We start from the raw sequence: 15,747 nt of genomic DNA, 5'->3' as shown, positions 1-15,747 counted from the left end.
TTTTCTGCGTAAGTGTTTCACTTTGCATGGTTCGCACCTCCCGGGGAAAATAATTTTAACGCCTTAAGCTCATCCTTTCCATATGCTGCAATGGCATTAAATATAAGTACGGTGAGTATACCCTCACTTATGGCAAGCGGGATCTGGGTTACCGCAAATATGCCCGTAAACTTTGCGAGGGACGCCCCGAAGCCTCCTATTTCGGCAGGGAACGCAAGCGCAAGCTGTACAGAGGTTGTAACATATGTAAGAAGATCCCCTAGTGCAGCCCCCAGGAACACGGCGAGCCATTGGGGCCCTCCGGCTTTTTTAACCAGCCTGAAGATAAAATATGCTGCCAGAGGCCCGACTACCGCCATGGAAAATGTGTTTGCGCCTAAGGTTGTAAGTCCGCCGTGGGCAAGCAGCAGGGCTTGAAATAAAAGTACGATAAGGCCCAGCACCGACATGGCGGAGGGCCCGAAGAGAATTGCTCCAAGTCCTACACCTGTAGGATGTGAGCAGCTTCCCGTCACTGAAGGTATTTTTAATGCCGAAAGCACAAACGCAAATGCTCCCGCCATTGCAATAAGGATTTTTAACCGGGGATTTTCCCGGACGGTTTTATTTATCGAAAACAGACCCATAACTATAAACGGTATTGTAAGCGCCCCCCATGAGATACACCATACGGGAGGCAGAAATCCCTCCATTATATGCATGGCCGAGGCTGAGACAGGAATAAGGATCAGCATAAGTGCCAGGCCAATAGCCAATTGAAATCTCTTTGACAATATAATCACTCCTTCTGTAATTTTTATTGATTTCTAAAAAAATTCCAAAAGCCCCTTAAACCGCGAACAAAACGGTTAAGGGGCTTAAAAAGCAAAGGGTATCTTATGGATATTCATGCAGAATACACCCCCTATCACTCGTAGAGTTTATGGTGTTACACTAACAGGCAGGTATTCTGGCTTAAGCATCATCATCCCTTCGGCCTTCCCATTTCTGCTCCGCCCCTTTATGTTAGAAAGGGGGGCTTTTAAAACAGTGGCACTTGTTGAAAGGATTCTTCTTTTACAGCGGCGGGACCGCGCAGGATTTACACCTGACTTCCCTTTTAACCCGCGGAAGCGGCGGCAAAGCTTTTAAAATTCATTTCAGAATTTAGAAATATGCCTGCCGCCCGACAACGGGCACCTGTTTTTCATATTAACTTATCTCAATTTATTATAAGCCTTTAATTTGCCATATTCAACAAAAATTTCGTATCACGTACCATGCCGGCTCACAAAGCTGTTTCCTCCATTCCTATGGTTTTAAGGCCGAAGTCGTGATTTACTCATTCCGTATAGCAACATACTTGTCGGTAGAAGAATTAGAGAAATGTCCCCCCTAGAGAACATACTGCATATATTATTATAGGGCAATATATTTGTTGAAGAAAGAGGTGTAATTTATGGCAGATGAAAGAGGCGGTTTTGGATTCTTCGGCGGTGGCTGTGAATGGATATGGATTATTATAATTATAATAATCCTGTGCTGCTGCTGCGGTGGCTTCGGAGGATATGGCTGCGGATGTAAGGACTAAAAATTACTGTTTTATAACAAACACGGGCTAACACCTTGATGGCACTGTCTATCAAGGTGTTTTGCCTTTTGTCTGCAATTTTCAAATAACATGCAGATTTTTATTATAAATGTTATCGCAAAATTATAGGTTGAAAGGCTTTAATAATTAGAGTAGAATGAAAGAAAAAATTTGTTTGTAAGGGCTTTAAATATTGTACTAAAATAACTACTGTATTAAGCAATAGATATATTTATGGAGGTAGATTATGAAAGCACTGTTCATCGGAGGTACGGGTACAATCAGCTCTGCTGTTTCAAGGCTGCTGGATGAAAAGGGATGGGAGCTGTATCTTATTAACAGGGGTACAAGAAATAATGCTCTGCCCGACAGCGTGAAGGTCATCAGAGCTGATATAAATGATGAGGAGAGCGTGGCACGGCTTATTGACAAAATGGAGTTTGATGTGGTGGCCGACTTTATAGGCTTTGTACCCGAACACTTGGAGAGGGACTACAGGCTGTTTAAGGGTAAAACCCGCCAGTTCATTTTTATAAGCTCTGCCTCTGCATACCAGAAGCCTTTATCACACTACGGCATTACCGAAGGAACTCCTTTGTCCAATCCGTACTGGGAGTATTCGAGAAATAAAATTTCATGCGAGGAATATTTAATGCGGATGTACAGGGAGGAAGGATTTCCTGTCACAATTGTAAGGCCAAGCCATACTTACGGAGAGCGTTCCATTCCCCTTGGAGTACACGGAGGCAAGGGGAGCTGGCAGGTTGCTTTGCGTATGCTGCAGGGAAAGCCGGTTATTATTCACGGGGATGGAACCTCTTTGTGGACAATGACGCATAACAGCGATTTTGCAAAGGGCTTTGTCGGACTGATGGGAAATATTCATGCTATCGGAGAGTCGGTGCATATTACTTCGGACGAGACGCTTACATGGAATCAGATATACCAGTGCATAGCAGACGCATTGGGGGTAAGGCTTAATGCTGTACACGTCTCGTCTCGGTTTTTAGCGTTGTGCAGCAAGGACGATTATATGGGATCTCTGATAGGGGACAAGGCTAATTCGGTGGTGTTTGACAATACAAAGCTCAAAAGACTTGTTCCGGAATTTACTGCAACTATCAGGTTCGATCACGGCATCAGGCAGACTGTCAATTATATACTGGAACACCCTGAATGCCAGATTGAGGACATAGAGTTCGACCAATGGTGCGACAAAGTGGTAAATGCATTGGAAGCTGCATTGAAGTCAATAAACAACTGACATATATCACAGTTGCTGTTGACTGATAAGGATTGAGGGTATATAATTATGTTATAAATGAACATTGAACGTTAATATGTAACATGATTATACCTATTAGTATGTGACTAACGAACATATTAATAGAGAAATACATAGGGCATTTTAAGTAAAATATGATTGTGAGGAGATAATGAATGAATTTTGAATTATTACATCCCGCTGATCAGCTTGTTATGATCATGGAAAGGATTTACCAATATGGAATGACTACCACCTCGGGAGGCAACCTGTCCATATTGGATGATGACGGTGATATATGGATAACACCGGGAGGAATAGACAAGGGAACGCTGACAAGGAAGGACATAATATGTGTAAGGCCTGACGGCACTATGATAGGGATTCATAAGCCTTCAATGGAGCTGCCCTTTCATGCGTCGGTGTACAGGAAAAGGCCCGATGTAAGAGCTATTATACATGCACATCCTCCGGCTCTGGTGGCCTTTAGCATTGTCAGGAAAATACCAAACACAAGGATTGTGCCCGACGCCCATGTGGTGTGCGGAGAGGTGGGAATGGCTGAATACGACCTGCCAGGAAGCATCAAGCTGGGTGACAAGATAGCTGCCGTGTTTGAGAAGGGTGTTAACACCGTTATGATGGAGAATCACGGCGTTGTAGTGGCACACAAGGATTTGTTCAACGCATTCAAGTCCTTTGAAACGCTTGAATTTTGCGCAAGGCTTGAGATCGAGGCCAGCAAGCTTGGAAATATTGTGGCTCTGTCCGATAAGCATGTCGAAATGGCAAGAAACAAGCAGCAAGTGAAGATGGACGAGTTTGTGCCCAATCTCCGCACCAGCAAGGAGAAGGAAGCCAGAAGGCAAATGTGCGATCTCATACACCGCGCATATGACCAGACTCTTTTTACAAGCACTCAGGGAACTTTCTCACAGAGGCTTGAAGGAGATTCATTCCTAATAACCCCATATATGAAGGATAGGAAATATATGGAGATAGAGGATGTGGTGAGGATAGACAGGGGAATGTGCGAGTTGGGCAAAACACCGAGCAGATCTGTTATGCTTCATAAGATTATTTATGAGCAGCATCCTGAAATAAACTCTGTAATAATTGCTCATCCTCCCAATATTATGGCTTTTGCCGTTACAGGGGAGGAGTTTGATTCCCGGACCATTCCTGAGAGCTACCTGCTTCTTAGGTACGTGAAGAAGATAGCCTTCGGCTCAAGCTTCATGCAGCCCCAGATGGTGTCTCAGGTGATAAATGACAGGACTCCCGTGATTCTGGTGGAAAACGATTCTGTTATTGCCACCGGGACCAGCCTGTTAAATGCCTTTGACAGGCTGGAGGTTGCGGAGTACAGCGCAAAGGCGCTTATTGCCTCTAAGAGCATAGGCAGTATAGTTGCCATAAACGACAAGCAGGTGAAGGAAATAGACACTGCATTTAATCTTAAATGAAAAAGGAGGGTGGGGATACTTAAGGAGTGTCCCCGCTCTCCTTTTTTTGCTTATATTCTGCAAACGACATTCCGGAAATTTTCTTAAAGCACTTTACGAAGTAATTTGGGTCGGGTATGCCGGTAAGCTGTGCAAGCTGGTAGGCTTTATAGTCCTGCTCCTCCAGAAGCTTCATTGCGTTTTCTATGCGTACCTTTATAAGGTATTCGGAAAAGGAAATGCCGGTATCTTTTTTAAAAATTCTGCTTAAATAGCTTGAATTTACGAAAAATTTATCCGCTACTGACTTTAAGCTAAGGCTGCAATCGCTGAAATTTTCGTCAATATAGCTTGTGACCTGGGCGACGACAGAGCTGCTTTTAGTGCTGAGGGCTTCGTATATCAAGCCGCACGCCTTTTCTATAAGGCCGGTTACGGTGTTTTCCACATCTGAATACCTTGGCAGACTGAAAACCTCAAGCAGCATTTCTCCCGGCAGTGATAAATTGCCGACAGGGGCTATTTTCATTTCCGAAAGCAAATCCTTGACATATATAAATATATTGAGGGCAAGAATCTTGATCCCGTTTAAATCATTAATGTTTTCTCTGGCATAGGCATTTAGTATTTTAGATGCAATATCGACAGCCTGAACGGCAGAGCCCGATTTTATAGCGAGCTTTAAATTGTCGTCCAGCATATGCTGCTGCGGCCCGCTTTGCTGTGCTTCGGATATATGAGAGTCGGCAAAGGTTATTTCTTCGCCTGTGATATAGCATAGCTTGAGTGCGTTCAGGGCTTGCCGGTACGATAGAAACACGTTTCCTATGCCATTCACAGGCATACCTATTCCACAGGACACGGGGGCGGCAAGCTGTTCCTTGAAATACCTTACCACGTGCTCCGAAATATCGTTTAAGTATATTGAGGGATCATTGCTTAAAAGCACTATGTTGTTGTATATATCTGTAAACACAAAGGCGCTGGACGATAAAAGCCAGCAATCCTTTATATAGCCGCAGCAGTTCTGCAAAAGCATCTGACTCTCCAGAGCGGTGTATTTGCCCCTGTCAATTGCCGTATTTATAAGCGAAACCTGATAGGTGTCATAAGACGCATCAAGGTTTATATCTAAAAGGTTTAATTCCTCGGGTTGGAAGGAGAATTCCGGGCTGTTTGATATCAGGTCGTTGAGCACCTTGCCCTGAAGTACGTCGAGGCTGTTTTTGATATACTGGTGGGAAAGCTCAAGCCGGCTTAAGCGCAGTCTGTTTGAAATTATGCTTTGACTCAGCTTGGACATGGTTTCAAAGAGCACATCCCTGTCAATGGGCTTGAGAATAAAATCCGATACGCCTATTGAAACTGCACTCTGAGCGTATGCAAATTCATCATGGGCCGTTAAAATGACAATGGCAATGTCGCGGTGCTTTGCCTTAATAATTTTGCTAAGCTCCAGCCCATCCATATACGGCATTTGGATATCGGTGATAATTATATCGGGCATGAGTGACTCGGCCATATCAATAGCCTCCAGCCCGCTTGAGGCATCACCCGCGATTTCCATATTAAGGCTTTGCCAGTCTATGCACAGCCTTAAAAGGTTTTTTATATTGCTTTCATCATCAACCAGCATGACTCTAAGCGGCCTTTCGTTCATTTCGTTAACCTCCCTGCAAAGGAATCTTGAGTGTGATTTTTGTACCGGCATATTTTTCACTTTCAACTGTGTATATATCGTCCGTACCATAATGAATGCTGAGGCGCCGGATTGTGCCTCTTAAGCCGAAGCTGGCCTGATTCTGCTCCAGCTTGCCGCTTGCTATGCTCTGTATTTCGGAGGAGTCCATGCCTATTCCGTCATCCTCTACCGAAATGAAAAGGTACTCCGGCGTTGTGTATGCCGAAATTTTAATAACTCCTGCCTCACCGCCAGGTCTGATTCCGTGATAAATGGAGTTTTCAACCAACGGCTGCAATATGTTTCTCAATATCTTTATTTGCATAGCATTACCTTCAATATTGTATTCATCCGTAATGATTTCGCCGTACCTTAGCTTTTGCAGCGTCAGGTAGTTTTTCACAAGCTTTACCTCATCGGAAAGGCTTATTGTTTCGGAGCCTTTGCTGAGGCTCATCCTGTAGAAGCCCGCTAGGGCATTCAGAGATTCATAAACGCCGGTGTTATTATCCGACAGGGCGAGGAAGGCAATGCTGTCTAAGGTGTTATATAGAAAATGTGGCTTTATCTGTTCATTCAGCATACCCAGCTCAAGCTTCATCTTTTGCTTTTCCTCGTCAACCAGCTTTATAATAAGGTTGTTAATTTCTATAATCATCAGGTTGTAATTGTTTTTCAGCTCTCCTATTTCGTCGTTCCCCGTGTTATAGCTCACCCTTTTAAAAACGCCGCGGGTAACTCCCTGCATGGAGTTTATAAGCTTTTTTATGGGCGAGGTTATGAGATTTGCGGTAAACACCGAGCCAAGTATAAACAGCAGAATGGTTATTCCAATAAACACGACATACACTATATTCAGAGTTCTTGTGCCATAGGACAGGTGTGAAAGGCTTGAGCAGATTATTATTTTCCAGCCCATTTCGGCAACGTCCAGCTTATATATGAAATACCTTTCGTTATTGATGCTTACAATGCGTTCGGTATCTCCGGACTCAGGGAAGTAAGGGCTATAGATCTCATAGGAAGCGGAATTCTTTATAACTGAATTATTGTCGGCGTCTAAAATTACAAAGGAGGAGGAGGGATTTGCTCCCGCTTCCTGAAGAATATCCGAAAGGCTGCTTTCGGATATGTTTACAATCAGCACGCCTATGGGCATAAGGCTGTCTATGTCGTTTATCACCCTTGCCACAGAGATGAGGTTTTCTCCCGAGGTTGAAAACAGGGTTTTTTCGGCGTTAATGCTGATTTTGTACCCTCCCCTTAAGTCAAGAAGCTCCTTGTACATGGGGGAATGAGTAATATCCTCCACAGTAGAGAAGGTTAAGAATTTTGTGGATCTCAGACAGGAGCCATAGAGGTTATAAAGGTATATAGAGTCAATATTTGCAAAGGTTATATGAGTATTGGACAATATCTCATTAACACTGCCCGACAGCTCGATAGAGGGCTTCGGGTCTGAAAGGTATTTCCTCACTGTAGAATTTATTGTAAAAATCCTTGAGATATTGCTTGCGCTTTGCACGAGGGCGTTTATATTTGAGCGTATCAGCTCGGTTGTCTTGTGAGAGTGCTGACTTATCTGGCTGGTGGTTTCTCTGCTTAGGATATTGATATATATTACTGAGCTGATGCAAATGTAAAAAAGCATAAAGGCGGTGAATACAATGAGCATTTTATGCTTTATTGAGGAATTTAAAAACAATGCTTTTATACTGTTGACAGCCTTGTTAAAGTACGTCATTTGATGCGTCACTCCGTTATATTTTCTACGACAATTTCAGCTCACAATATACAGCGCAACATTTATTATACCACAGTTATAGTCAACGCACTCAAAAACCGCGAACAATTCCGTCGCCGTTTTTTCGTCTTTGCCAGACTAAAAATCTTTTGCAAAGGAGATAACAATAGCTTAGGGTAAAAATATTGCATGATTTTAAGTAATCATTTTGCGTGTACTTTCCTTTGAATTGAAAGTATCATATGGCTATAATCATATTAATTTAAGGGAGGAAACAATATGTGGAAAGGCTCAGTATTTAAAAGAGGACTGGCACTGGGGGTCGCAGGGGTTATAGCTCTCAGCCTGGCGGCGTGCGGGCAGAGTACACCCGGCAGCAACGGAACGGGAAATAAAGGGCAGATTGAACTGAAATTCAGCCATATATGGGGCTCGGACACAGATCCCTTTACTGCCTCTGCTAAAAAGGTAATAGAGGATTACCAAAAGGAAAATCAGAATGTAAAAATTATTGTTGATACAAACGAAAATGAAGCGTACAAGACGAAAATTAAAGCAATGGCTGCGGCCGACGAGCTGCCCGACCTCTTTTCAACATGGGGAGCAGGCTTTTCAAAGCCGTTTATAGACGCAAATAGGGTTTTGGCAATTGACGAATACCTCACAGAGGATGTTAAAAGCAAAATTGTAAACGGAGGCTTGGTTAATGTCCAGTATGGCGGAAAAACCTACGGACTGCCGTTTTTGCTTTCAGTCGGAGGGCTGTTTGTAAACGAGGAAATGTTTGAAAGCAATAATATAAAAATCCCTTCCACCTATGATGAGCTTTTGACAGCCATAAAGGAGTTTAAAGCAAAGGGAATTACTCCTATGGCGGTATCAGGCAAGGACAAGTGGACGATAGCCATGTATTTTGATGTTATGGCACTTAGGGCCGCAGGGTCTGAGAAAATTACAAAAACCTTGAGCAAGCAGGGCTCCTTCAAGGATGCTGAGTTCCTTAACGCAGCACAGAGGTTTAAAGAGCTTATAGATGCCGGCGCGTTTTCAACCGGAGCCTCCGGAATATCCAACGACGAGGCCGAGGTTCCCTTCTTTGAGGGTAAAATACCCATGATGTTCAAGGGGAGCTGGACGGCAGGAAAGGCCGAGGGAGAAAGCTCCAAGGTGTCCGGAAAGATTATACCCATTGCCTTCCCAGAGCTTCCCGGGGGAGCGGGAAATATAAAGGAGTATACCGGCGGAGCGGTTGATGCCGTGATGGTCAGCGCAAATACTAAAAATAAGGAAGAGGCTGTTAAGTTCCAGATGTACTTCGCCGAGAACATGGCAAGGGAGTCGTATCAGGCCGGGGCATCAATGCCGGCGTGGAAGGTGGAGGTTGACGAGAGCAAGATAAACAAGTGCCTGGTTGATGTGGTTAAGCTCACAAGCGATGCTGAGTCATATACAATCTGGTGGGATACAATGCTTGAGGGCAAGGACACAGAAACATACCTTAACGCTCTGCAGGAGCTGTTTATAGGTACTGCAACCCCTCAGCAGTTTGTAGACAAGCTTCAGACAATATATAAATAGCCGTCATCTGCCATACAGGGACATTCCTCGGTAAAGTGAGGGGTGTCCCGCTACATTAGAGGGGAAGTGAATTATTTTGGATAAGGTTATGAATGATAAAAAAGCTATAATATTGTTTCTGCTTCCGGCACTTATTATGTTTATACTGGTTATCTGCGTACCTATAGCCATGTCTTCCTACTATAGCCTGCAGGATTGGAGCGGGTTCGGGAAGGGGGATTTTATAGGCCTGAAAAATTTTACAGACCTTTTTTCCGACGGCATATTTCTTAAATCAGTGGCTAATTCCTTGGTTTTGGCTGTAGCCTCGGTGCTGATCCAGCTTCCCATATCACTTCTGCTTGCAATGGTTTTGGCCAAGGGCGTGAAATTTGAAAGAGCGTTTATTACCATTTATTTTATACCGGTTATAATTTCAACGGTTGTTATAGGCCAGTTGTGGATGAGGATATTTAACCCTGAATACGGACTTTTGAATATTTTATTGCGCTCGATAGGCTTGGAGGTCCTGACAAACGAATGGCTCGGCAATCCTGAAACCGCTTTATTCGCTACGTTTGTACCTATTATATGGCAGTATATAGGCTACCACATGCTACTGATGTATGCGGGAATCAAATCTATTTCGACTGATATATATGAAGCGGCAGTAATAGACGGGTCATCCTGGTGGAATACCTCGGTTAAAATAACAATACCCATGTTAAAGCCTGTGCTTAAGGTATGTGTCATATTCGCAGTAACAGGGTCCTTGAAGGTGTTTGATCTTGTATATGTCCTCACGGGAGGGGGGCCTGCCCATGCCAGTGAGGTAACCAGCACGCTTATGGTAAGTACAATTTTTAAAGGAAATCAGTATGGATATGGAAGTGCTATGGCAGTGTTTGTTATAATTGAATGCTTTGTGCTTTCAATGGTTGTTGAAAGAATATTCAGAAGGAAGGGAGAGGGTTAAATGACAGGAGCATTAAAGCCCCTGCAGGGGAAAAAAATTAAAAAAGTGCGGCTTCCGGGCATTTCGCAAATTCTGCTTTATGCAATGCTGTTTGCAATAGCTGTTATTCAGCTTTTTCCTCTTTACTGGATGATTACGTTTTCATTAAAAAGCAATTCCGAAATATTCGGAGGAAATCCTGTAGGCCTGCCCGGTGAATGGCTGTGGTCAAATTACAGCAAGGCGTTTATAGGTGGAAATGTGGGTCAGTACTTCTTAAACAGCGTAATTGTAACCGGCGTAACCATAGTATTGACGGCAGCTATATCGCTTATGGCGTCATATGCCTTGACAAGGATGGTGTTTAAGCTTAAGGGACGCTTAAATGCTCTTTTTATACTGGGGCTTACCGTTCCCATACACTCCGCGCTGCTTCCCATATTTATTATGTTAAGAAGCTTTAAGCTTATTAACTCCTATGCTGCGCTGATTATTCCATATACGGCGTTTGCAATACCGATGGCAATATTGATTTTCTCAGGGTTTATGGCATCCGTACCCAGAGAGCTTGAGGAGGCCGCATGTATTGACGGCTGCAGTGTTTACAGAATATTTTACAGCATTATATTTCCTCTTATGAAGCCGGCAATAGCCACAATAGCGATATTTACCTTCCTGCAGGCGTGGAATGAGCTGATGTTTGCAGTTGTTTTTATAAATGATGCAAAATATAAAACTCTTACAGTGGGAATACAGTCTCTGGCGGGACAGTATACTGTAGAATGGGGGCCAATGGGAGCGGGCCTGACGGTGGCGACTATACCTACATTGATTATATATGCATTAATGAGCAAAAAAGTTCAGGACAGCCTTGTAGTCGGAGCAGTAAAAGGGTAATATAAATATGTTATGGAATAAACTAGGGAGGATTGTTTATGGAAGCTACTCACAGATATTTAGACAAGAATCTATCCTTTAAAGATAGGGCCGTCGATCTTGTATCGAGAATGACAACAGAGGAAAAGGCCTCGCAGTTAAGATATGACGCTCCCGCAGTGCAAAGGCTGGGAATACCGAGGTATAACTGGTGGAATGAAGCTCTGCATGGTGTTGCCCGTGCGGGTGTTGCCACGGTGTTTCCACAGGCAATAGGCCTTGCGGCAATTTTTGACGACAGTTATCTTGAGAAAATAGCTGCAATCATTGCCGATGAAGGAAGAGCCAAATACAATGAAAGTGTAAAAAAGGATGACAGGGAGATATATAAGGGAATAACCTTCTGGTCCCCTAACGTAAACATTTTTAGAGACCCCAGATGGGGAAGAGGCCATGAGACTTACGGAGAGGATACCTACCTGACCTCCAGACTTGGGGTGGCATTTGTAAAAGGGCTTCAGGGGAATGGCAGGCACTTGAAAACCGCCGCTTGTGCCAAGCATTTTGCAGTACACAGCGGTCCCGAAAACGACAGGCACCATTTTAACGCCGTAGTATCTCAAAAGGATCTTTATGAGACATACCTTCCGGCATTTGAGGCTCTGGTGAAGGAGGCGGGTGTTGAGTCTGTTATGGGAGCGTATAACCGCACAAACGGAGAGCCATGCTGTGGAAGTAAAACGCTGCTTGGCGACATACTGAGGGGAAAATGGGGCTTTGACGGACATGTGGTGTCCGACTGCTGGGCAATAAAGGATTTCCATGAAAACCACCATGTGACATCAACAGCTCCGGAATCGGCTGCAATGGCTCTTAAAAACGGCTGTGATCTAAACTGTGGAAACACATACCTGCATATCCTTACTGCGCTCAATGAGGGGCTTGTTTCCGAGGAGGATATAGACCGTGCGGCTGTAAGGCTTATGACAACCAGAATGAAGCTCGGGATGTTTGATGATGACTGTGAGTTTAATAGTATTCCCTATGAAATAAATGACAGCGAGGAGCATAATAAGGTTTCGCTTGAAGCCGCCAGAAAATCCATGGTTCTGCTCAAGAATACAGCGGTATTGCCTCTGGATCCGGCAAAAATAAAAAATATTGCCGTTATAGGGCCCGACGCAGACAGTGAGATTGTCCTGAAGGCCAACTATAGCGGTACGGCCTCACATAACATTACTCTTTTAGAGGGCATACGCAAAAGGGTATCACACAATACACGGGTATGGTATGCTCCGGGCTGTCATCTTTACATGAACAGAGTGGAGGACTTGGCGCAGCAGGATGACAGGATAGCGGAGGCGGTTTCGGTATCGGAGAGGAGCGATGCCGTTGTTCTCTGTATTGGACTGGATGCTTCCATTGAGGGAGAGCAAAACGATCAGGGCACCGTAATCCTTGACGCAGGCGGAGACAAGGCAGACCTTAATTTGCCCGAGTCCCAGCAAAGGCTGCTGAAGGCGGTGCTTAAAGCAGGCAAGCCCACCATAATCGCACTGTGCTCCGGAAGCTCGCTGGCAATAGGGGAGGTTCCCGATAACGCCGCCGTCATACAGTGCTGGTATCCCGGATCGAAAGGCGGGCAGGCTCTTGCCGAGCTTATATTCGGGGATTATTCACCGTCGGGAAGGCTGCCTGTCACATTCTATAGATCGACAGAGGAGCTACCTCCGTTTGAGGATTATTCAATGGACAACAGAACGTATAAATTTATGAATAATGAGGCACTCTACCCCTTTGGATTTGGGCTGTCATATACCAGCTTTCAGTATTCAGGCATTAAATGCTCCCATAACACTATAAAAAACGGGCAAGGCATATGTGTGAGCGTTGATGTGCAGAATACCGGCAGCACAGCTTCCGATGAGGTGGTGCAGCTATATATCAAGGACATGGAGGCATCGGTAAGGGTTCCTAAATACAGCCTGTGCGGCTTTAAGCGCATTTCTTTAAGCCCGGGGCAAAAGGAAACGGTCGGCTTTGAAATTTCCCCTGATGCAATGACGATAGTTGACGAGGAAGGCAGGCGTTATATAGAAAACGGACAATTTACCATATATGCAGGGGGGGCCCAGCCCGATGCGAGAAGTGTTGAGCTGTTGGGCAGAGCACCTCTTGAAGCGATATTTACTGTAGAATAAAAATACTTAAACAGCAAGCTCACACGACACAAGGAGGAGAGGAAAATGCCGGAAAAAATGAAAGCAGCAGTGATGCACGGGATACGTGATGTACGGCTTGAAGAGATAGATAAGCCGGTATGCGGGGACAATCAGATACTCGTAAAGGTTCATACGGTGGGAGTGTGCGGATCGGATCTTCACTACTACACCGAAGGCGCCATAGGGGATTTTGTTGTTAAGCCCCCCTTTATACTGGGGCATGAGAGTGCGGGAGTTGTATGTGAGGTTGGAAAGAGCGTATCGGGATTCAAGGTGGGAGACAGGGTGAGCTTAGAGCCGGGGGTGCCTTGCGGCAAGTGTGGCTTTTGCAAGGAGGGAAGGTATAATCTATGCTCCCATGTGATTTTCTTTGCCACTCCGCCGGTTGACGGAGTATTTGCGGAATATGTGGCATACCCGCCCGAGTGGGCCTTCAAGCTGCCCGATAATATGAGCTTTGTGGAGGGGGCATTAATAGAGCCTCTTTCGGTTGGAATACATGCCGCAAATCAGGGAGGAGCGGACTTAGGTAAATCTGCTCTGATTTTCGGCTGCGGCTGCATTGGGCTTGTAACGCTTATGGCGTTGAAAAGCAAGGGGGTATCGGATATTTATATGTGCGATATGGTTGGTCTCAGAATGGAAAAGGCCAAGGAGCTTGGAGCGTCGGCGGTCTTTGATGTCTCAAAATGTGATGTAATCGACGAGGTAATGAAATTGACCGACGGGCAGGGCGTGGATATGGTATATGAAATGACAGGTGCGGAGAAGGCCATACAAAGCTGCGGCAAAGCGGTAAAAAGAGGGGGTACTGTCGTACTGGTAGGTATGGGCAGTAAGACCAGCATTATGTTTGACTTCGGGGATATACTGTTTAAAGAGGCCGAGATAAAAACGGTTTTCAGGTACCGCAATATATACGGCGGGGCCATACAGGCAGTGAAGGGCGGCAGCATACCCTTAAAGAAAATAGTCTCTCACAGCTATAAGCTTAACAATATTTCAGAAGCTCTTGAGTACCACGTACAAAACAAAAGTGATATTATAAAGATGGTCATAGAGATGTAAGCGGCAAAGGGATATCCCCTGAAAGGCAAGGGGGGTGTCCCTTTAAAATTATGTTTTGTGTAAACTCCTGTCCCGCCTTTTTAAACTCTGGATTTGAGTACCCCAGAACATACTGATCCGTTGCATGAGCTTCAATTTGAAGCATCCTTCTCAAAAGGGGATTGCATGAATTTTTAAAACCGGCTGCTTTTACAATCACGGGAAGAGTGGCTTTTTTGTTGATTTGGGAAAGCAAAAGCCTGCCTGTGCCGTTGAAGCCCAGAACCCTTATATATTGGGGGCCCGAGTATGCGCTGAAGTTCTCCAGCTCTTCTCCCGTTACACCTGTCAGTATGCTGAAAAGTATTCTTTGTATGCGGGTTTTAGGATATCTTTTGGTGCTGATTCTGTCAATCAATTCATTTAAGCTTCCTGCTTCTGCCGCCGCCGACTTAAGCCTGTTTTCCATGCCCTCGGATACGTATGGAAGCTTCCTTAAGGCACTGGCAGGTGCACTGCGTATACTGCTTATAATAATGCTTTCGTAGCGCGAGGAGCAAATGGGTCCCCTTCCCGCATTAAACTCCTTATCCAGAATGGAGGTGACATAAGAGGGAAGAGCTTTTTCTGCCTGTGATGAATAAACGGCGTCGCCCGGGCTGCTGAAAATATTTTTCCTTATAGAGGTGGCACTGGAAATACTGCCGGTCATTTCTATAGAATTATACTCGTTGTGTATGCGCTTTATTGTAAACGGCAGCATGTTGCTGTTTAGTCTCTTAAGAGCCTTTAAATACTCTATTCCGAGTATATTGTTTGACGAGTTCAAAATTGCTTCTATGCCTGAGGAAGCCGGAAAATAGCTTTGCAGAGCCTTTTCACGCGAGGAGGCATATGACAGCCCCCGGGCAAGATTTTCTTTCAGCAGCCGTTTATAAGAGGCAGGCTCGTCGGCCAGTACGCTTGCCAGTGTGTCCAGCTCTTGAATGCTCTCGCTTTCGCTGCCGAAGCAAATACTGTCCACAACGCCGGTGCTGTCCAGCAGCCTGACTGCTCCATACGCAAAAAACTCTGCGCTTGACATTGAATAAACGACAGGAAGCTCAAGCACAAGGTCAATTCCTGAGGCTAAAGCCATTTCAGTTCTCGCCCATTTGTTTACAATGGAGGGCTCGCCTCTCTGTATGAAGTTTCCGCTCATCACACATACAGTGCAATTTGCCCCGCTTATTTGCTTTGACTGCCGCAGGTGATGCAGGTGTCCGTTATGAAAGGGATTGTACTCTACAATTAAGCCTGTCGCCTTCAAATTCATTTACAGCAAAGCCTTTCTAAAAAAATTTGTTCCCTAAAATTATAGCCCAAAAGCTAATGGCTTACAAGTAT

The 15,747-nt window shown here is 44.8% G+C and carries 12 protein-coding genes and 1 riboswitch; of the genes, 8 read left to right on the top strand and 4 right to left on the bottom strand.

Annotated features, from left to right (window positions below; all coding sequences use genetic code 11):
- Window positions 1–17 precede the first annotated feature (17 nt).
- On the bottom strand, window positions 18–773 hold the full coding sequence (locus DFR58_RS10295; RefSeq protein ID WP_114297762.1) for an energy-coupling factor ABC transporter permease: 756 nt from the start codon (window positions 771–773) through the stop codon (window positions 18–20).
- A gap of 149 nt (window positions 774–922) precedes the next feature.
- A riboswitch (cobalamin riboswitch) is annotated at window positions 923–1,143 on the bottom strand.
- Window positions 1,144–1,438: 295 nt separating this feature from the next.
- Between DFR58_RS10295 and DFR58_RS22495 the strand changes: the two genes are divergently transcribed.
- The 3 genes from DFR58_RS22495 to DFR58_RS10285 all read left to right on the top strand — a co-directional run bounded on the left by DFR58_RS22495 (window position 1,439) and on the right by DFR58_RS10285 (window position 4,300).
- Window positions 1,439–1,570 (top strand): hypothetical protein, encoded by a 132-nt coding sequence (locus tag DFR58_RS22495; protein WP_278278808.1) that lies wholly within the window; start codon window positions 1,439–1,441, stop codon window positions 1,568–1,570.
- Between the two features lie 247 nt (window positions 1,571–1,817).
- A complete protein-coding gene (locus DFR58_RS10290) occupies window positions 1,818–2,834 on the top strand; it encodes an SDR family oxidoreductase (protein ID WP_114297761.1) in 1,017 nt (338 codons plus the stop codon).
- A 176-nt stretch (window positions 2,835–3,010) separates the two neighbouring features.
- Window positions 3,011–4,300 (top strand): class II aldolase/adducin family protein, encoded by a 1,290-nt coding sequence (locus tag DFR58_RS10285; RefSeq protein ID WP_114297760.1) that lies wholly within the window; start codon window positions 3,011–3,013, stop codon window positions 4,298–4,300.
- Window positions 4,301–4,319: 19 nt separating this feature from the next.
- Here the strand turns inward: DFR58_RS10285 and DFR58_RS10280 are convergent, their stop codons facing one another.
- Together DFR58_RS10280 and DFR58_RS10275 are read right to left on the bottom strand one after the other, a co-directional pair.
- Entirely contained in the window at window positions 4,320–5,939 is a 1,620-nt protein-coding gene (locus tag DFR58_RS10280; RefSeq protein ID WP_114297759.1) for a response regulator, read from the bottom strand.
- Window positions 5,940–5,943: 4 nt separating this feature from the next.
- Entirely contained in the window at window positions 5,944–7,704 is a 1,761-nt protein-coding gene (locus tag DFR58_RS10275; RefSeq protein WP_114297758.1) for a sensor histidine kinase, read from the bottom strand.
- A 279-nt stretch (window positions 7,705–7,983) separates the two neighbouring features.
- Here DFR58_RS10275 and DFR58_RS10270 point away from each other — a divergent pair, with 279 nt between their 5' ends.
- From DFR58_RS10270 to DFR58_RS10250, 5 genes are all read left to right on the top strand, one after another.
- Window positions 7,984–9,282, top strand: coding sequence for an extracellular solute-binding protein (locus tag DFR58_RS10270; RefSeq protein ID WP_114297757.1), 1,299 nt, complete (start codon window positions 7,984–7,986; stop codon window positions 9,280–9,282).
- Window positions 9,283–9,370: 88 nt separating this feature from the next.
- On the top strand, window positions 9,371–10,237 hold the full coding sequence (locus tag DFR58_RS10265) for a carbohydrate ABC transporter permease (RefSeq protein WP_242987541.1): 867 nt from the start codon (window positions 9,371–9,373) through the stop codon (window positions 10,235–10,237).
- Window positions 10,238–11,113: a carbohydrate ABC transporter permease gene (locus DFR58_RS10260; RefSeq protein ID WP_114297755.1), complete on the top strand. Its 876-nt coding sequence runs from the start codon at window positions 10,238–10,240 to the stop codon at window positions 11,111–11,113.
- 38 nt (window positions 11,114–11,151) lie between these two features.
- Entirely contained in the window at window positions 11,152–13,293 is a 2,142-nt protein-coding gene (locus tag DFR58_RS10255) for a glycoside hydrolase family 3 C-terminal domain-containing protein (RefSeq protein ID WP_114297754.1), read from the top strand.
- Between the two features lie 45 nt (window positions 13,294–13,338).
- Window positions 13,339–14,382 carry an NAD(P)-dependent alcohol dehydrogenase gene (locus DFR58_RS10250; protein WP_114297753.1) on the top strand — a complete coding sequence of 348 codons (1,044 nt, stop codon included), beginning with the start codon at window positions 13,339–13,341 and terminating at the stop codon, window positions 14,380–14,382.
- Here DFR58_RS10250 and DFR58_RS10245 read toward each other — a convergent pair.
- Window positions 14,369–15,676 (bottom strand): nucleotidyltransferase, encoded by a 1,308-nt coding sequence (locus DFR58_RS10245; protein WP_341457397.1) that lies wholly within the window; start codon window positions 15,674–15,676, stop codon window positions 14,369–14,371. The two genes, DFR58_RS10250 and DFR58_RS10245, sit on opposite strands and share 14 nt — an antisense overlap.
- Window positions 15,677–15,747 lie beyond the last annotated feature (71 nt).

Origin of the sequence: Anaerobacterium chartisolvens, assembly GCF_003337415.1 — a bacterium.
In the GTDB taxonomy this organism is placed as follows: Bacteria; Bacillota; Clostridia; order Acetivibrionales; family DSM-27016; genus Anaerobacterium; species Anaerobacterium chartisolvens.
Note: the sequence above shows the minus strand (reverse complement) of the source record. Positions and strands in the feature narration are given on the sequence as shown.